The following is a 17,658-nucleotide window of genomic DNA, read 5'->3' as shown; positions in this document are numbered from 1 at the left end:
GTGGGTCAGCCACTGGCTCTTATGATCAGGCGCGGGTATTCCGTGCTCAGTCACCACGGAGAGCCAACATGGATATCGATGAGAACGCACCGGGCAACCTTTCACAGCAGGCTGTCACGCGGGGCACCGACAACGAGACCGGGCATAATCCGCGCAAAGGCGACGACGCGTTGCCATTGCCACCCGATGACGAAGCGCCGCTGGAAGAGGATATGTCGGATGTAGATGCGGCGGATTCGGTCGCCAGTGAGCATCCGGACAACTGACGTGCTGTTTGCGGGGAGGGCACGCGCTTGCTCCCCGCATTGGCCATCGCTGGCTAGAAGCACCAGTCCTCAGCTTTTATCACCTGGCAGAACGGCCCGTGCAACGTTGCGTTGTGATGGGCCACGATATCCTTGGCCTGCAGCGCTGCGGTGTCCGAGCAGGTGTGCCCATCGCCGATCAGCACTGCATCGAAGCCAAGATCACGGGCGGCACGGCAGGTGCTGTCGACGCAGTATTGGGTTTTCATACCCGCGATCACCACGCCCGTCGCCCCGACAGACCGTAAGCTGTTCGCTAGGTCGGTCTGGGCAAAAGCATTAGGCCGCTGCTTTTCAAACACCACTTCATTGCCTGAAAGCTTCAGCTGCGGCGCCAGCCTCGTCAGCGGGCTGTCCGGCGCCATCGGCGACCCTGCGGGCCCGACGTGGCGCGCGAGGAAAATTCCAGCCCCGGCGCGACGGGCCTGATCCATCAGGCCATTGACGGTGTCGAGCATCGCGTCGCAACGCCAGGGTGTTTCCGGGCCATGAACCAGGCCGACTTGGATATCGAGTACCAACAGTGCATACATGGGTGCATCTCCTTGCGTTTGCGCCAGCAACACAAGGCACAAAAAAAGGCCCTGTCCATTGCTGGCGGGCCTTTGAAGTTCGTTGGCTATGGGCTCACGACACCTCGCACGCACCGCTTTGAGCGGTCGTGGTGAGGGTGGTCGAGGTGAGGCAATAATTTGTCATGAATCGACACTAGCAACACGGCCGCCCGCTGACAAGAGCGCAGCCGCTGGACGTCACTTATGCAAAATCGCCTGATGAATCTCCTGCAACGGCATGACGCGTTGGGCGGCGTTGAGTTTGATGGCTTCCTTGGGCATGCCGAACACCACGCAGCTGGCTTCGTCCTGGGCTACGGTGGCGGCGCCGGCGTCGAGCATTTCCTTGAGGCCGCGAGCGCCGTCGTCGCCCATGCCGGTCATGATGATGCCGGTGGCGTTCTTGCCGGCAAATTTGGCCACTGAGCGAAACAGCACATCCACCGACGGCCGATGGCGATTGACCAGCGGCCCGTCAATCACCTGGGCGTGATAGAAGGCACCGCTGCGGGTGACCATCAGGTGTTTGCCGCCGGGGGCAATCAAGGCCAGGCCGGGCAGGATACGGTCGTTATTGCGCGCTTCACGCACCTCGATCTGGCACAGGCCGTTGAGGCGCTCGGCAAAGGACGCGGTGAATTTTTCCGGCATGTGCTGCACGATCACTATGCCCGGGCACACCCTCGGCAGCGCCGTGAGCACCGCTTCTAATGCTTGGGTGCCGCCAGTGGAGGTGCCGATGGCGACGATGCGTTCGGTGGTCTGGGCCATGGCCTGGCCATTGGCGGCGGGCAGGATCGCATCCGCCGTGAGTTTGCTGGCAGGAACGGGGGCTGGTGTGGGCTTGGCGATGCGCTTGCCCAGGTTCTTGACGTTGGAATTGGCCGCCGCACGAATCGCCGCCACCAGCTCGGGGCCGGACTCGATCAGGAAGTTTTTCAGCCCGGTGGTGGGCTTGGTGATGATCTCCACGGCGCCGGCCGACAACGCCTGCAGGGAGGTTTCCGCGCCTTTCTGAGTCAGCGACGAACAGATCACCACTGGCGTGGGGCGCTCGCTCATGATCTTGCGCAAAAAAGTGATGCCGTCCATACGCGGCATCTCCACGTCCAGCACGATCACATCCGGCCATTCCCGCGCGAGCTTGTCCATGGCGAAGATCGGGTCGGAAGCCGCACCCATGACATGGATATCCGGTGTGTCGTTGAAAATCGCCAGTAGCACCTGGCGTACCACGGCCGAGTCATCGACCAGCAGCACGCTGATTTTTTTGGTAGGCATCTTTTTCGAGTATTCCCATTGGTTGGTGCCGGACCCAGACGTTGCCGTTCCAGAGGTCGAACATAATCGTGCGATAGCCGGTACTACCCATGTCCTGGGCCGCCAGGTGCAGGTGGTGGCGTTCGGCGAGGGCCAGTGCGGCGCGGATATTCAGGTTGGCCACGTTGTGGGCCGGTCGCTGGCGCGGTTGCTCAGGGAACATCTCGCCGCCGCCGAACACTTTGACTTGGTAATCCTGCGGCCGTGTACCGTTGGCGCGGGCGTGGCGCAGTAACAGTTCGAGGGCTTCGTCAGCGTACTTGCCATCCAGTGGCTGGCCCGTGCGGTTGCGCGCCGGCAGCATGAAATGGCACATGCCACCGATGCGCCGTTGGGGGTGCCAGAAAGTGAACGCCACACAGGAGCCGAGCAAGGTACGCAAACGCGTCGGGCAGGTGGCAAAGCTGACTTGGCCAGGGGCGAGCACCACCTCGGCGGCATTGGCTGGCTTTTTCATGGCTTGCGGTAAATCGACGGCGCCACCAGCTTCAACGTGTCATTCACGCCGTTGAGGCTTTCAGAGTGGCTGATGATGAAATAACCGCCGGATTTAAGCTGCGGTAACAGTCGCGCCACCACCTGGGTCTTGGTCGGCTGGTCGAAATAGATCATCACGTTACGCAAGAAGATCACGTCGAACTCGCCCAGGCCGGGCAGGGGTTCATTAAGGTTGACCTGGACGAAACTGACGCGGTTGCGCAGTGGCTTGTCGATCAGGAACGTTCCGTCCTGGCGGCCGATGCCCTTGAGGCAGTACTTGACCAGCAATGGCTGGGGCAGGTTGGCGGCGCGCTCCATGGGGTAGTGGCCGTTGCGCGCCTTGGCCAGCACTTGGGTGCTGATATCGGAGCCGAGCACTTCCCAAGGCGTGGTGCCCAGGCCTTCGGCCAGGGTCATGGCCAGGCTGTAGGGTTCTTCGCCCGAGGAACTGGCCGCGCTCCACACGCGGAACACCTTGCCGGGCGCGGCGTTGGGCAGCACCTGCTGGCGCAGGAAATCAAAGTGCTTGGGCTCGCGGAAAAAGTAGGTCTCGTTGGTGGTCAGCAGGTCCAGCGCCACTTGCAGCTCGCCTTTGCGCTGATCGCTCATGATCAGCTTGAAATACTCGCCGTAGCTCTTGAGTTCATAGTGCTTGAGCCGCTTGAACAGCCGACCGGCCACCAGGGCCTTTTTGGCCGGTGACAGGTTGATGCCCGCCGCGCGATGCAGCCAGGACTGAAACTGGCCGAACTCGCGGTCATCCAGCGGGGTGGTATCAGGCATGATCGCACCTCACCGCGGGTCGAAGTCGAGGGCCGGCGCCTGGCCGGCTTCGGCAAGGCTGGACATCTCATCGATGGACAGCACTTTGTCCACCTCCAGCACAATCACAAACTTGCCCTCGACCTTGGCCATGCCGCTGATGAAGTCTGCACGAATCCGCGCGCCGAAGCTGGGCGGCGGCTCGATCTGGGCGGCCGGGATTTCCTGCACGGCGGATACGGTGTCCACCAGCAACCCGATATCCTGGGGCAGGCCGTCCTCGGTGCTGGCTTCGATAATGATCACGCATGAACGGCGGGTGATCTGCGAATTGGCCCGGCCAAAACGCGCCGACAGGTCCACCACCGGCACCACCGCACCGCGCAGGTTGATCACCCCGCGCACAAACGCGGGCATCATCGGCACCACGGTCAGGCTGCCGTATTCGATTATTTCCTTGATTCCCAGAATGCCGATGGCGAACATCTCGCCGCCGAGCATAAAGGTCAGGTATTGCGCATCCCCGTCGACCGCGACGGCGGCCTGGCGGGTAGTCATCACTGCGCCCATCTCATTACTCCCTGTGAGCCCGGATTGATGCGTACGATCAGAAACGGGTGAATTCCGATTCGTCCGGGGCACTGGCCATGTTGTAGGCAAAGGCCTTGCGCGCTGGCGGTTGCGCGGGGCGCGGCGGCTGGCGAGTCGGCTTGCTGCCGGCGCTGTCGACACTGCTTTGGGTGGCGGCCCTGGACGTCGTGTCGAGCACGAAGAAACTCATGGCCTGCTGCAATTGTTCGGCCTGGCTGCTCATCTCTTCGGCGGTGGCGGCCAGTTCTTCGCTGCTGGAGGCGTTCTGCTGGGTGACCTGGTTAAGCTGGGTCATCGCCGTGTTGATCTGCGCCACACCGGCGGCCTGCTCTTCGGACGCCGCGCTGATTTCCTGCACCAGGTCGGACGTTTTGTTGATCGACGGCACCATCTCATCAAGCAACTTGCCGGCTTTCTCGGCCATGTCGACGCTGCTGGAAGACAGTTCGCCGATTTCCTGAGCGGCAACCTGGCTGCGTTCGGCCAGCTTGCGCACCTCGGCGGCGACCACGGCGAAACCTTTGCCGTGCTCGCCGGCCCGTGCGGCCTCGATGGCGGCATTGAGGGCGAGCAAATTGGTCTGGTAGGCAATGTCATCGATGATGCTGATGCGCTGCGCGATTTTCTTCATCGCCACCACGGTCTGCTGCACTGACTCACCGCCGTCGGTGGCCTCCTTGGCGGCCTTGCTGGCCATGCCGTCGGTGACTTTGGCGTTCTCAGTGTTCTGGTTGATGCTGGCGCTCATCTGTTCGATAGAGGCACTGGTTTCCTCGACGCTGGCCGCTTGTTCGCTGGTGGCCTGGCTCATCGATTGCGCCGTGGCGCTGACTTGCTCGGAAGCGCTGGCCAGATTGTCGGCGGCATTGCGAACTTCGCCGATGATATGCGCCAGTTTGCCGACCATATTGCGCATGGCATTGAGCACCATACCGGTTTCATCTTTGGCGCCCGGTTCGATCTGTGCACTGAGGTTGCCTTCGGCCAATTGCTCGGCGGCGTTGGCAGCCAGCCTCAACGGACGGGAAATAATTCGCGCGATAAACAGCGCCAGGCCCAAGCCGATCAACAGGGCGGCGACCAAGGCCGCGATGATCGACAGACGCGAGCTTTCATACAACGCAGAACCCTTGTCACCGGCAGCAGTGGCGCCAGCATCATTGAGCTCGACCATTTTTTGCAGGCGCGCGGTCACTTCATCGAAGTGCGTCTTGGATTCGCCCCTGAGCAGCCCGCGCGCTTGGGTTTCCTGGTTCTCCCTGGACAGCTCAAGCAACTGTTTACTGGTGGCCAGGTACGCAGCCCATCCGGTTTTCACGCTGTCCAGCAACTGCCGATCTTCGTCATTCGATAGCAGCTGTTCATAGGTGCCCATGCGTGTGTCGAACTGCTGGCGCGCCTCGGCGGCTTCGCGTTCGGCCAGGGCCTTTTCCTCGGCGACCTCGGTGGCGACATGACGGTTCTCTTTCAAGCGGTAGTTGGCCGCGAAGAAGCGCATACCGGCCGCCGCGCGCATTGACGGCATCCAATTGCCGCGGATGTCCTGGGCGGCCTGGTTGACCCCCCCTAATTGGAGGATAGCGAAGGCACCCATGGCCGCTGTGAGCGCCAGGACCACCAGGAACGAGCTGATCAGCTTGGTGGAAATTTTTAGATCGTAAAACCATTTCATCGCGGAACCTCCATGGAATTGCAAATACGTCAGCGAGCGACGACCAGTGGCGACTGTGGCGCCTGGGCTGTGCGAGCTTCCATTTGTACGAGTTGGTTGAGCAGGGCCGGCACATCCAGGATCAGGGCCACGGCCCCGCTGCCCAGAATGGTCGAGCCGCTGATGCCGCGCAGTGCGCCAAACAGCTTGCCCAAGGGTTTGATCACGGTCTGGAACTCACCGAGCAGGTCGTCCACCACCAGCCCGGCCTTGTGCTCGGCATAACGCACCACCACCACGTTCTGGCGCCGGGCGGCGGGGCCTTCATGGTTGAAGTGGTCGCGCAGGTGTACCAATGGCAGCACCTCGCCGCGCAGGTCCAGATAGCCTTGTTCGCGGCTGGAGTCGCGCTGTGGTTCGTCCAGTTCGATGCATTCCTGCACCATGTCCAGGGGAATCACATAAGTGGCTTGGTCGATGCCGACCAGGAAGCCATTGATGATTGCCAGGGTCAGCGGCAGCCGAATACGCACCACCGTGCCCTGGCCGGGGCGGCTGTCCAGATCGACGGTGCCGCGCAGCAGGGTGATGTTGCGCTTGACCACGTCCATGCCAACGCCGCGCCCGGACAGGTTGGTCACCGCCTCGGCCGTGGAGAAGCCCGCTTCGAAAATCAGGTTGTAAATTTCCTGATCGGACAGCACCGCACCGCTGGCCACCAACCCGCGTTCCTGGGCTTTTTCCAGAATGCGTTCGCGGTTGAGCCCGGCGCCGTCGTCGGCGATTTCGATGACGATGCTGCCGGAGTCGTGATAGGCATTGAGGCTCAGATGGCCCTTGCTCGACTTGCCCGCCGCACGCCGCGCCTCGGCACTTTCGATACCGTGGTCCATGGCGTTGCGCAGCAGGTGCATCAGCGGATCGCCGATCTTCTCCACCACGGTCTTGTCCAGCTCGGTTTCCGCACCGCTGATCAGCAGGTCGATGTCCTTGCCCAACTCCTGGCTGACGTCGCGCACCACGCGGCGGAAGCGGTTGAAGGTGTCGCCGATGGGGATCATGCGCAGATGCAGGGCGCCATCGAGGATTTCTTCCACCAGCCCCGACACCGTCGACGTGGCTTCATGCAGTGGGTCGTGGTTGCAGGAGCGCGCCAACAGGCTCGCGCCGGCGCTGGCGATCACTAACTCACCGACCAGGTTGATCAACTCATCGAGCTTGTCGGCGTTGACCCGCACATAGTTGCCATCTCGGGGTTTGGCCTCGCTGGCCGTCGCCACGCGCTGGGGCGCGGTGCTCCGGTGAGTGGGTTCGGCCTGGGTAACCAGCTCGGTGCCGGTGCTCGCCAGGTTGATGGGCGCCTCATCGACGGCCGTGATCTGCACCTCACACTCGTCGCGCACAAAGTCGAACACTTCGTTGAGGGTGGCGTGGCTGGCAGTGGAGCGCAGGTCGATCTCGAAGCCCAGGTAGCAGCTTTCCGGGTCAAAGTTTTCCAGCGCCGGGATGCTGTCGGTGAGGGTGTCGACCTGCACCATTTGCCCCAGGGTTTGGAGGTAGCGCAGGAACGACAGCGGGTCCATGCCATTGCGGTACACGTCCGCGCCGAAGCGCAGAGAAATATGCCACAGCACTTCGGCTGACTCGCCGTCGGCCGCCTTAGCGGTGACGGCGTCGGCGGTTGTGGCGTGAAGCGGGTGGTAGACACCCAGCGCCTCGCGCAAAGCCTCACCGCGCTGCAATGCGGCGGGTGTAAGGGCTTCACCACGACTGGCAACCACGTCGATCAGTTCGAGCATATGGTCGCCGCACTTGAGCAGCAGGGCGATCAAGTCGGCATCCACCGCGATATCGCCGTCGCGCAGGCGGTCCAGCACATCTTCGACGATATGCGTGAACCCCACGATCGGCGCCAGGCCGAACAGCCCGGCGGAGCCTTTGATGGTATGCGCGGCGCGGAATATCGCACCGATGGCGTCTTGATCGTCGGGTTCGTTCTCCAGTTGCAGCAGGGATTGCTCCATGGCCTGCAACAGTTCGCGGGCCTCCACGATGAAGGTCTGCTGTGCCTGATCGAGATTGATGCTCACCTGGACTTTCCTTGTCGATCAATGAACGGTGGCGCCGCCTACAACGCGGCGCCGCGACAGAGTTGCAGTGTTTGCGTGACGGCCTGGCTCTGGCCAGTCAGGCTCAGGGCCGTGCCGTTGATGCCGGCTTCGCGCTCGATCACCGCGAGCAGTTGCAGGCCGGCGCCATCCATCTCAGTGACCTGTGACAGGTCTAGCTCAAGGCGGGCCGCGGCGCCAACCTGCGGCAGCAGCGCGGCGGCCAGCTCGGCGACGGTGTAGATCGTCAGCTCGCCTTCAATGCCCACGCGGGCCGTGTCGTCAGTGGTTTCGTGGGTGATGGACATGCCAGCCTCCCCGGATCACGGCAGAATCAGCTTGGACACCGCCGCCAGCATCTGCGCCGGCTGGAACGGCTTGACCACCCACGCCTTGGCGCCCGCGGCCTGGCCTTCGGCCTTTTTCGATTCCTGGGACTCGGTGGTCAGCATGATGATCGGCGTGAACTTGTAGTTGGCCAGCTTCTTCACCTCTTTGACGAAGGTGATGCCGTCCATATTGGGCATATTCACGTCACTGATGATCAGGTGCACTTTCTGCCCGTTGAGTTTGCCCAGGGCGTCCTTGCCATCGCTGGCCTCGATCACGTCGTAACCGGCGCTTTTCAAGGCAATACCGACCACTTGCCGCACGCTGCTGGAGTCGTCGACCACTAATACACTTTTCGCCATGATGGGCTCCTAAAAGAAAGTGATGTCTTGGGAATTCTGCTGCGCGGCGTCGTTGCCATGGTGCGTGCGCCGCTGCTCGTCGGTGGCGTAGGTGGCCTCCATACTGGCCAGCCATTGTCGGGCGTCGATGCTCACGGCCTGGTCCGGCGCTTGCCTGGCCTGACGCAAGTGATCGTGCAAGGCGTTCATGTTGTCGCGCACATGGCTGAGAATCTGGCTGACCCGGTCCTGGAACTGCAGGTTGACCAGCACGTCCGTCATTTCGTCGCGGATGCCGTAGCTTTCCTGCTTGAGCAGGTCAGCGGACTCGGCCAGGCGCCCGGTGATGTTCTGGAAGCGCTCAAGCACCAGTTGGATGCTTTGCTCGGACGCGCCGACGGAGTGGCTGTCCTGATCGGCGCTGGTGGAGGCGGCCTGCACCAGTTGGGTAATGGCGTTGTTGATAATGTCGACCTTGGCCGACATTTGCTGGCCGGTCTCGCTGGACTTGCTCGACAGGCTGCGCACCGCATCGGCCACCACCGCAAAACCGCGCCCGGCTTCACCGGCACGGGCCGCTTCGATTGCGGCGTTCAGGGCAAGCAGGTTGGTCTGCGCGGCAATCGCGGCGACGTCGGCGGCCATGGTGCGTAATTCGCCGGTGTAGGCGGTAAGGCCGCGTACTTGCGCCAGGGTTTGGTCGCGGCTGGATTGGGTGGCCTTAAGTGAGTCGATCACCTGGCTCAATTCGCTGTCACTGCGCGCCAGCACCTTGAGCGCGCCGTCGGCGGCTTGCCCATCCAGTTCACCGGCTGCGTGCTGTGAAGCCTGGACGGTTTCCTGCAAGCGTGCGGCGATCCCAGTGAAACGATTCGCCAGGCTGACAATGGCTTCCTCGGTCTGCTGGCGTGAACTTTCCACCTGCTTGGCCCAGATCGGCATGGCGCCCAGCAACACCTCATCGAGTTGCGCCCGCGCCGCCTGGCTGTTGTGCGCTGCGTCGGCATCGGCCTGATTGGCCAATGCGCTCGATGTCGCGCGCCATAGGGCATCGCGCTGAGATTTCGCGCTCCAGGCGCAGGCCCCAAGACCGACCAGCACCAACGCCGCGCACGCAACGAGGTTGGCCGCGGAGGTTGACTGGACGAGGATCCAGATCACCGCAGGCACCACGGGAATGAAAGCGAACCAACGAAAACGCGGATGACCGGTAAGGGAAGTGCGGCTGGATGGAGGCGGGGTCATAGTTCGATCCTTGAACAGTACTGCGGACATATAAACAACATAGGGGTTATCTGCCCTATGTGCCGCAACTTTAGACACGCCAGTGTGCCTTCCGTCTGGTTTATTACCAGCAGGTGACCGACGGTCATGTCTAAATGCCACTATTGCGAACTGTAGCCTAAAGTTAGGCATTTTGGCTGCTTCAACGGCGAGGTTATTCAATCAGCTTGGCTTTATGATGAGCTAACGTTCATGCAACACCCTCTGATGACTCGCTGGATACGCCCCGATGAGAGACCTGCCGCCCACCGCGACACTCCGCGCTTTTGAAGTCGCTACCCGCCACCCGACCTTTACTGCCGCCGCGCAGGAACTGCATGTGACTCAAAGCGCCGTCAGTCACCAGCTCAAGCATCTTGAGGCGCTGTGGGGCGTGCAGTTGTTCGAGCGTGGCAAGGCGCTGCGCCTGACAGCGGCGGGCGCAACTCTGGCGCCTATCGTGCGCGAGTTTTTTTTGAGCCTGGAGGCGACGCTCAACGACCTGCGCGAGCAGAAGGGCAGGGTTCGGCTCAGCGTCAGCACCACCTATTCCTTTGCGCTGAAATGGCTGTTGCCACGCCTGCCGAACCTCTCTCGCCTGCACCCCGAGCTGCTGGTGTCGTTGGACACCACGGATGCCATTATTCATTTCTCCAACGCCCAGGCAGACGTCGCGATCAGGCTGGGCAAGGGCAGTTACCCTGGCCTGTATTCGGAGTTCTTGTTCGGGGAACAGGTATTTCCCGTGGCCAGTCCCGAATTGCTGCGCCGCGTCGGGACACCGCTGAGCCCCGCCGAGTTGTTGCATTTTCCGCTGTTGGCCCGTGATGGCGCAGAACTGGCACCCAAATGGGAGGCGTGGTTCGAGGCGCTGGGCCTGGTGTATCTGCCGCTCAGGGAAAGTGTCAGATTCGGCGATACCAACATGACGGTCGAGGCGGCTTTGCTCGGCCAAGGCGTGGCATTGGTGCGCAGCGGGCATGTCGAAAAGGAAATCAGCGATGGCCGTCTGGTGCGGCTGTTCGACGTGCATTTCCCATCGCCGCTGGCTTATTACTTCGTGTGCCCCAAAGGCGTCGAAACGTTGCCGCACATCGTCAGCTTTCGCCAATGGTTAATGAGTGAGGCGCTGAAAGTGCGGGACGTGAAGGCGCCCATGATGAGTGTTCATTCATGCCTTGATGAGGAGACTTCGCTGTAGTCCCGACACCGGCGTAAATAGAATGAGGCATGCCTATTCATCTGGTCTGCCTCGTCCTTTTCGCCGCGCTCCTGCATGCCAGCTGGAATGCCCTGCTGCGCAGCGGTGCCGATCGCCTGTGGTCCATGACGGTGATGTGCATGGCGATCGCCATTACCTGCGCGGTCGCTGCGGTGTTTATGCTGCCGCCTGCGGTTGAAAGTTGGGGCTATGCGCTGCTGTCGGGGCTGCTGCATGTGGGCTACAACTTGTTCCTGGTGCGCAGTTACCGGGTCGGCGACCTGGGGCAGATCTATCCGATTTCCCGTGGTTCTTCGCCGGTGCTGATCACGCTGGGGGCCGCCGTTTTTGCCGGGGAAACCATCGCTCCTGGCCAGTTGCTCGGTATTGCTTTGGTCTCGGGTGGGATTATTTCGCTGGCGTTCAGAGGGCGACGGCTTTCGGTCCCCAGCCTGCCCTATGCCCTGGGCACAGGCTGCTTTATCGCCGCCTACAGTGTTGTCGATGGCATCGGCGCCAGGCTCTCCGGCGCGCCAATGGCCTACACCGTCTGGATGAGCGCCCTCTGGGGCGTGCTGATGCCCATGGTTTACATCGCTCTGCGCGATACCCGCAGCCTGTTCCGCGTGCGGCCCGGCACCCTGACGGCGGTGCTCGGCGGGCTGGTCTCTTTGCTCGCCTATGCCATGGTCATCTACGCCATGAATGAAGCGCCCTTGGGCGCAGTATCCGCATTGCGCGAAACCAGCGTGCTGTTTGCGGCATTGATTGGCTACGGGTTCCTCGGCGAGGCGCTGACTGCGCGCCGCATTCTGGCGTGCGTGGTGATCGCCTGCGGCGCCATCATCCTCGGCTGACTCGGCCAATCACCTAGAGAGGGATTCACCATGACCACTGTTTCGCAGGCCCCTTTGATCCTGATAACCGGCGGCAGTCGCGGGGTGGGTGCCGCTACCGCCCGGCTGGCGGCCCAACGAGGGTATGACGTGGCCATCAGCTACGTCAGCAACGAGTCCGCAGCGCAGGCGGTGGTTGCGGATGTGCAGTTATTGGGACGCAAGGCCTTGGCCATGCGCGCCGACAGTGCGGATCCGCGCCAGGTGGCCGATCTATTCGCGGCCATCGACCGTGAGTTCGGGCGCATCGACGTCCTGGTCAATAACGCCGGGGTACTGGCACTGCAATCACGGGTGGAGGCTCTCGACTTCGAGCGGATGCAGCGCATTTTCGCAGTCAACGCCATCGGGCCGATACTCTGTGCCCAACAGGCGGTACGGCGCATGTCCTATCGTCATAATGGCGCTGGTGGGGTGGTCATCAATGTCTCTTCGGCATCGGCCCGACTTGGCAGCCCCAATGAATACGTGGACTATGCGGCCTCCAAGGGCGCCCTCGAAACGTTCACCATCGGGCTGGCTAAAGAGGTGGCGCGGGAAGGCATACGCGTCAACGGTATTCGCCCCGGGCATATCTACACCGACATGCACGCCAGTGGCGGTGAGCCTGGGCGGGTCGATCGCGTCAAGGACTCGATCCCCATGGGGCGGGGCGGCCAGCCGGAAGAGGTGGCACGGGCGATTCTATGGCTGGCGGGCGCGGAGGCGTCGTTCGTAACCGGCACCTTTCTCGATGTGACCGGGGGTAAATAAAGCAGGGCGCGGCGCTGGCGCGAATGTCCCATAAGCGGCTGCTCATCACCTGTTGAAGGAACCGTCTCGCTCACGGCTGTGTCCATGTGCTGTCGCCACCGATCAGCACTGGCCCCGAGACATTTAGCCGTTATGGAGCAAATGCGCGCGCATGTTTGAACACTTCGACCTGAATTACCTGCTGGCCACCTATGGTTACTGGGCCGTTTTTATCGGCTGCCTACTGGAAGGCGAAACGATTCTGATACTGGGAGGCGTGGCGGCGCATCAGCAGGTGCTCAAGTTGCTGCCCGTGATCGCCTACGCCAGTCTCGCCGGCATGTTGGGGGACCAATTGCTGTTCTGGGCGGGGCGCTATTTCGGCGACCGTTTGTTGCCGCGCTTACATAAAAAACAAGCGGCCATCGACAAGATCACAACGTTGATCCATCGGCACCCCACGGTGTCGATTTTTTCGGTGCGCTTTCTCTATGGCATGCGTTTGTTGGGGCCGATGGTGATTGGCGCGAGCAGGATTTCACCGCTTAAGTTTGCCTGCATCAATGCCATTGGCGCGCTGGTTTGGGCCACGCTGTTTGCCAGTGCGGGGTATTGGGCTGGGGAGTTTTTGCAACGCGTCTTGGGCGACTTGAAACCTTATCGACTGCCTATTGCACTAGGCGTCGTCGGCGTGGTGGTGGCTGTGGGGCTGATACGCCATTACCGATCCAAACGCAGGCAACCCTGACTCGCGGCCCCAGGGTGAAGCCAATCCAGTCATTACTGGCATAATGCCGTTTTCCCGTTCACCCGGATGCATGGACGCTATGTTAAAGACCCTGACGCTTCTGGTGCTGTTGAGCACCATCATGGGCTGTAAAAGCCTGACCCGACCCGCCGATTACGACTCATCGATGACTGGCTTTCGCTGCATGTGAATTGCCGGCCAGAAACCGTTTGAGCGCGACAACCTGCGCTATATCGAGCGCTACGCCGAGTATGGCAATGCCACGTGCATGGCCATACTCGGCAAGCTGTATCAGGAGTGTGGCTATGGGGTCGATCAAGACTTTCGCGAGGACCCGCAGCACAAGCCCTACCGGAATTGGCTATGCGGCCGTAAACCCTGCAGTTGATCGTCCGGCGTTGACCAAGGGCATGCTCAGGGTTTGTTGCGTCGGCAGCGCTCCGAGCAATAACGCACCTCGTCCCAGCAACGCGCCCACTTCTTTCTCCAGGTGAAAGGCAGGCCACATGTCACGCAGGTCTTGACTGGCAGATCACTCTTTTTCATGGCTCTTAGGGCTGTGGGATAAGCAAATAAATGAACTATGGCAGCGTAACGCTTTTCCATGTTTAAACAACTTTGCTATTGCCGGCTCACGCCGGCTGAATCCACAGTGCAACCCGCCCGTAGAGCCGCCCATGACTGATTCCAGCCTCAGCAACGCTTCGTCTTCCAAGCCGTCACTGCGCCGCGCCGTCACCGGACCGATGCTGTTTTTGTTCATCCTTGGCGATGTGCTGGGCGCCGGTGTCTATGCGTTGGCTGGCACCATTGCCGGGCAAGTGGGCGGGGCGATCTGGGTGCCGCTGCTGGTGGCGTTGTTCTTCGCCATGCTCACCGCCGGCTCGTACGCGGAACTGGTAACCAAATACCCCCACGCCGGCGCCGCGTCGGTGTTCGCTGAGAAGGCGTTCAAGTCGCCTCTGGTTTCGTTTCTGGTGGGCTTCAGTATGCTCGCGGCCGCGGTCACCAGTGCGGCGGGGCTGTCCCTGGCGTTTACCGGCGACTATCTGGCGGCGTTTTTTGAGGTGCCACCGACCTTGGCGGCCTTGGTGTTCCTGGCGGTGATCGCATTGCTCAATGCGCGTGGTATCAAAGAGTCCCTGGGCGCCAATATGGTTATGACCTGCATTGAGTTGTCCGGGTTGTTGCTCGTGGTCATCGCTGCGGCCTGGTGTTTCCAGGCCGGTGAGGCGAACCTGGGGCGCGCCGTAGAATTCAAGCCTGGCGTGAACCCAATGCTCGCGGTATTGGGGGCGGCATTGTTGGCGTTCTATTCGTTTGTCGGCTTTGAGACCTCGGCCAACCTGGCGGAAGAAATCCGTAACGTGCGCACCGTGTATCCGCGCGCGCTGTTCGCCGCATTGGTCACCGCCGGTATCGTGTACATGGCGGTCGGGGTCGCTGCCTCCGTGGTGTTGCCGACGGACCGACTGATGGCTACCTCAGCGCCGCTGCTGGAAGTAGTGCGGGCTTCGGGCCTGAACATTCCACCCCAGTTATTCGCCTTCATTGCCTTGGTGGCGGTGGCCAACGGCGCACTGCTGACGATGATCATGGCCAGCCGCCTGGCGTACGGCATGGCTCGCATGGGGTTGTTGCCGGCGCCATTGTCGCGGGTTCTGCCCAAACGCCGTACGCCGCTGGTGGCGATCGTGGCCACCAGCGGCGTGGCCATGGCGCTGACCGCCACCGGCACGCTCGCAGCCCTGGCCGAGACGGTGGTGCTGTTGCTGTTGTTTGTGTTCCTCAGCACTAATCTGGCCGTGCTGGTGCTACGTCGGGACCGCGTCGACAAGGACCACTTCCGCGTGCCGACCTGGGTGCCGATATTGGCGATAACCTCGTGCCTGGTTCTGCTCAGCCAGCAAAGCCTCGATACGTGGCTGCGCGGCGGTGCGCTGATGCTGCTGGGGGTTGTGCTATATGGCTGCAATCGCCTGGCCACACCCATTGCAGAACCGAGCTAATGGGGCGCTAAGCTGACGTCTCGGCCAACGCCGCATGCCATTGGGCATAGGGCGTATCGCTTACCTTCTTCTGGTTGAGATCCGCAGCACCGTCATCCCACCACACCGGGCCACGCTCACCCAGGCCCACCTTGGCTTTCTGCACTTGTGTGCGAGCAGCCTGCAACTGGCGCGGATCACCGGACGCCTTGGCGGCTTTGACCGCACGGCGCGCCGTCATCAGTTGATTGACCAGGCCCTGCCGAGTGTCTTCGGGCAGCGAGGGGTTGCTGCACCGCCACAGGGTACCTCTTACGACGAAATAGCGGCCATCGGGGGTAGTTGGGTACATCACCGGCATTGCTCCTAGAGGTTCAAGTACGCTGGATACGCTTGCGCGGTTTGGCACTGATTTGAACCCAGACCGGTGCATGGTCGCTGGCATGTTCTTCGTTGCGCACCCATGCATCGACGCCGGCGTTTTCAAGGCGTGGGGCCAACACCGGGTTCAGCAATAGATGATCGATACGCAAACCAGAATTTTTCTGCCAATGCTGACGGAAATAATCCCAGAACGTGTATACGCGCTCGTCTGGATACAGGTGCCGAAGCGAGTCGACCCAGCCTTGGTCCAGAAGCTTTTGGTAGCACGCGCGGCTCTCGGGCTGGAGGAGGGCATCCTTGAGCCACGAGCGGGTGTTGTAGATATCCAGATCGGTAGGCACCACGTTGTAATCTCCAGCCAGCACCACCGGGTGTTCACTGCTGTGTAAGGTTTGAGCGTGTTGAATCAACTGTTCGAACCATTGCAGTTTGTAATCGAACTTCGGCCCAGGCTGAGGGTTGCCGTTGGGCAGGTACAGGCAGCCGACGATTACCCCCAGCACCGCCGCTTCCAGATAACGGGCCTGGGGATCATGTTCGGCCCCCGGTAACCCTCTATGGATCAACAGCGGCTCGGCATCGCGCGCCAGAATGGCGACTCCGTTCCACGCCGCCTGGCCATGGTGTACAGAGCCGTAACCTGCTTGCTCCAGCGCCTTGGCGGGGAAGGCGTTGTCCTGCGCTTTCAGCTCCTGCAGGCAGACAATGTCGGGCCGCTCTCGCTCCAGCCACTGCAACAGGTTCGGCAGGCGTGCGCCTATGCCATTGACATTGAACGTGGCGATCTTGAGGGATTGCATAGCTTGGCTCCTCAATCGATGAATTCAGTGCCGATGGGGTGTTTGGGTTGGATCAGCTATCTGAAATACCTGGCCCCGGCGCCACGCATCCGCCCCTGGCGCCACGGCGGGAGCCGGTATATCCGCGCGGTCTTTGCGCTTCTGTGCGCTGTCAATGCCGAACCGTTGATCGCGCTCGGCGACTTTTTGCGGGTCGGCCTGGCCGTCGGCGGTGAAGCCCATCATCAGTTGGGGCACGCCCAAGGGCAGGTCCTTATGCAGGTCGGTGTGCCAGGTGTGCCAGGTCTTGCCGTAGGTGTGCACGAGCTTTTCCATCAGCGCATGCTCGGCCACCTCAGGGATACCGGGCGCCACGAGTTGGCCGGATTTCACCTCGTGCACATGGCTGTGCCACAGCGCCTGCTCGGCCTTGGGCAGGCCGGTGAACAAGCGCTCGCTGATGATGTATTCCACACCCATCAACTTGGCGTCCTTGCGATTGCCATCGTAGATCACGCACTGGATCACTTCGTCGTTGAGGATCGCGCAATAGTGATGGGCCTCCATTTGCGCTTTCATATCGCCGTTGTAGAAATGGAAACCGTCGAGGTAAGCGTTCAAAGCATCAATCGGAGGGCGCGATTGCAATAGCGCTGCGCCGGCGTCCAGGGTGCGTGTGGTCGGCGAGGGGGCATCGCCGGGTGCGACCACATTGGAGGCTGTATTGTCAGCCGCGCAAGCGCCGAGCAGCAGCGCCGCTGCGCTTGCACAAGCCGTTTTGAGTACGAGGAATGTACGTGTTGCAGACATGGTTGAATCCCTTCCGCTGAGTCGAATGCTTCCCTATGGATAACCCTCGTGTCGAGAAAGTTTGTTATTTGTGCACGAAACACCGACGACAGGCACAACTCCAGGCTGTTTTTTAAGTGCATGGAAACATCAACCGCTTATCAGGCTTGGATCAAATTTGTTGAACATACGTTGAGTGCCCATGGACAGACTACACATGGGCCGTTGCAGATAAAGCGCTTGTCCATGACTTATTCCTCTACTGCCGGGTAAACCATCATGAAAAAGCTATATGTGTGCCTGAGTGTGTGCAGTCTGTTCCTCCTGCAGGGTTGCTTCGATAACTCGGACAATGCCACCAAAGGTAATAGCAGCTCGACCAAGTCCTCCGTGCAAATGCAAGAAGGCAACGCGGATCAGCATAAGTAATAGCAAG

At 61.2% G+C, this 17,658-nt stretch carries 21 protein-coding genes; 7 read left to right on the top strand and 14 right to left on the bottom strand.

Annotation, left to right across the window (positions count from 1 at the left end; translation table 11 throughout):
- Positions 1-68 precede the first annotated feature (68 nt).
- Positions 69-266 carry a hypothetical protein gene (locus QRN41_RS06845; RefSeq protein ID WP_285421377.1) on the top strand — a complete coding sequence of 66 codons (198 nt, stop codon included), beginning with the start codon at positions 69-71 and terminating at the stop codon, positions 264-266.
- A gap of 53 nt (positions 267-319) precedes the next feature.
- On the opposite strand, the gene QRN41_RS06840 is transcribed toward QRN41_RS06845, so the two are convergent.
- The 10 genes from QRN41_RS06840 to QRN41_RS06795 all read right to left on the bottom strand — a co-directional run bounded on the left by QRN41_RS06840 (position 320) and on the right by QRN41_RS06795 (position 9,384).
- Positions 320-838: an isochorismatase family protein gene (locus QRN41_RS06840; RefSeq protein WP_123479902.1), complete on the bottom strand. Its 519-nt coding sequence runs from the start codon at positions 836-838 to the stop codon at positions 320-322.
- 219 nt (positions 839-1,057) lie between these two features.
- Positions 1,058-2,140, bottom strand: a complete 1,083-nt coding sequence (locus QRN41_RS06835; protein WP_034138321.1) for a protein-glutamate methylesterase/protein-glutamine glutaminase — start codon at positions 2,138-2,140, stop codon at positions 1,058-1,060.
- The gene (gene cheD, locus QRN41_RS06830; RefSeq protein WP_034138320.1) at positions 2,103-2,636 is read right to left on the bottom strand and encodes a chemoreceptor glutamine deamidase CheD; all 534 of its coding nucleotides are present in this window, start codon (positions 2,634-2,636) and stop codon (positions 2,103-2,105) included. Before cheD ends, QRN41_RS06835 begins: the two co-directional genes overlap by 38 nt.
- Positions 2,633-3,442 carry a CheR family methyltransferase gene (locus QRN41_RS06825; RefSeq protein WP_034138319.1) on the bottom strand — a complete coding sequence of 270 codons (810 nt, stop codon included), beginning with the start codon at positions 3,440-3,442 and terminating at the stop codon, positions 2,633-2,635. Before QRN41_RS06825 ends, cheD begins: the two co-directional genes overlap by 4 nt.
- Before the next feature lie 9 nt (positions 3,443-3,451).
- Complete coding sequence (locus QRN41_RS06820; RefSeq protein WP_285421376.1) at positions 3,452-3,991, bottom strand: chemotaxis protein CheW; 540 nt, start codon at positions 3,989-3,991, stop codon at positions 3,452-3,454.
- Between the two features lie 37 nt (positions 3,992-4,028).
- Complete coding sequence (locus tag QRN41_RS06815; protein WP_167418026.1) at positions 4,029-5,684, bottom strand: methyl-accepting chemotaxis protein; 1,656 nt, start codon at positions 5,682-5,684, stop codon at positions 4,029-4,031.
- Between the two features lie 29 nt (positions 5,685-5,713).
- Entirely contained in the window at positions 5,714-7,753 is a 2,040-nt protein-coding gene (locus QRN41_RS06810) for a chemotaxis protein CheA (RefSeq protein ID WP_040268195.1), read from the bottom strand.
- A gap of 38 nt (positions 7,754-7,791) precedes the next feature.
- A complete protein-coding gene (locus tag QRN41_RS06805) occupies positions 7,792-8,079 on the bottom strand; it encodes an STAS domain-containing protein (protein ID WP_034097649.1) in 288 nt (95 codons plus the stop codon).
- A gap of 15 nt (positions 8,080-8,094) precedes the next feature.
- Complete coding sequence (locus tag QRN41_RS06800; RefSeq protein ID WP_034097651.1) at positions 8,095-8,463, bottom strand: response regulator; 369 nt, start codon at positions 8,461-8,463, stop codon at positions 8,095-8,097.
- 9 nt (positions 8,464-8,472) lie between these two features.
- A complete protein-coding gene (locus QRN41_RS06795; protein WP_373873673.1) occupies positions 8,473-9,384 on the bottom strand; it encodes a methyl-accepting chemotaxis protein in 912 nt (303 codons plus the stop codon).
- A gap of 571 nt (positions 9,385-9,955) precedes the next feature.
- Here QRN41_RS06795 and gcvA point away from each other — a divergent pair.
- The 4 genes from gcvA (at position 9,956) to QRN41_RS06775 (ending at position 13,282) form a co-directional block, all read left to right on the top strand.
- The gene (gene gcvA, locus QRN41_RS06790) at positions 9,956-10,906 is read left to right on the top strand and encodes a transcriptional regulator GcvA (RefSeq protein ID WP_285421375.1); all 951 of its coding nucleotides are present in this window, start codon (positions 9,956-9,958) and stop codon (positions 10,904-10,906) included.
- A 29-nt stretch (positions 10,907-10,935) separates the two neighbouring features.
- Positions 10,936-11,763 carry an EamA family transporter gene (locus QRN41_RS06785; protein ID WP_285421374.1) on the top strand — a complete coding sequence of 276 codons (828 nt, stop codon included), beginning with the start codon at positions 10,936-10,938 and terminating at the stop codon, positions 11,761-11,763.
- A 30-nt stretch (positions 11,764-11,793) separates the two neighbouring features.
- The gene (locus QRN41_RS06780) at positions 11,794-12,555 is read left to right on the top strand and encodes an SDR family oxidoreductase (RefSeq protein ID WP_034138313.1); all 762 of its coding nucleotides are present in this window, start codon (positions 11,794-11,796) and stop codon (positions 12,553-12,555) included.
- Between the two features lie 151 nt (positions 12,556-12,706).
- Complete coding sequence (locus QRN41_RS06775) at positions 12,707-13,282, top strand: DedA family protein (protein ID WP_213631725.1); 576 nt, start codon at positions 12,707-12,709, stop codon at positions 13,280-13,282.
- A 414-nt stretch (positions 13,283-13,696) separates the two neighbouring features.
- On the opposite strand, the gene QRN41_RS06770 is transcribed toward QRN41_RS06775, so the two are convergent.
- A complete protein-coding gene (locus tag QRN41_RS06770) occupies positions 13,697-13,828 on the bottom strand; it encodes a DUF2256 domain-containing protein (protein WP_080758733.1) in 132 nt (43 codons plus the stop codon).
- 131 nt (positions 13,829-13,959) lie between these two features.
- Between QRN41_RS06770 and QRN41_RS06765 the strand changes: the two genes are divergently transcribed.
- Positions 13,960-15,291, top strand: coding sequence for an APC family permease (locus QRN41_RS06765; RefSeq protein WP_285421373.1), 1,332 nt, complete (start codon positions 13,960-13,962; stop codon positions 15,289-15,291).
- Positions 15,292-15,298: 7 nt separating this feature from the next.
- On the opposite strand, the gene QRN41_RS06760 is transcribed toward QRN41_RS06765, so the two are convergent.
- The 3 genes from QRN41_RS06760 to QRN41_RS06750 are packed head-to-tail and all read right to left on the bottom strand — an operon-like array spanning position 15,299 to position 17,243.
- On the bottom strand, positions 15,299-15,622 hold the full coding sequence (locus tag QRN41_RS06760; protein WP_034138355.1) for a hypothetical protein: 324 nt from the start codon (positions 15,620-15,622) through the stop codon (positions 15,299-15,301).
- Positions 15,623-15,644: 22 nt separating this feature from the next.
- The gene (xth, locus tag QRN41_RS06755; RefSeq protein WP_034138309.1) at positions 15,645-16,454 is read right to left on the bottom strand and encodes an exodeoxyribonuclease III; all 810 of its coding nucleotides are present in this window, start codon (positions 16,452-16,454) and stop codon (positions 15,645-15,647) included.
- Between the two features lie 24 nt (positions 16,455-16,478).
- A complete protein-coding gene (locus QRN41_RS06750) occupies positions 16,479-17,243 on the bottom strand; it encodes an OBAP family protein (protein ID WP_094066563.1) in 765 nt (254 codons plus the stop codon).
- A 258-nt stretch (positions 17,244-17,501) separates the two neighbouring features.
- Between QRN41_RS06750 and QRN41_RS06745 the strand changes: the two genes are divergently transcribed.
- Complete coding sequence (locus QRN41_RS06745; RefSeq protein WP_167418018.1) at positions 17,502-17,651, top strand: hypothetical protein; 150 nt, start codon at positions 17,502-17,504, stop codon at positions 17,649-17,651.
- The last annotated feature ends 7 nt before the right edge of the window (positions 17,652-17,658 follow it).

It is taken from the genome of Pseudomonas sp. efr-133-TYG-23 (assembly GCF_030209215.1).
GTDB lineage: Bacteria > Pseudomonadota > Gammaproteobacteria > Pseudomonadales > Pseudomonadaceae > Aquipseudomonas > Aquipseudomonas rhodesiae.
The sequence above is the reverse complement of the archived record's forward strand: the minus strand, read 5'-3'. Positions and strand labels throughout refer to the sequence as shown.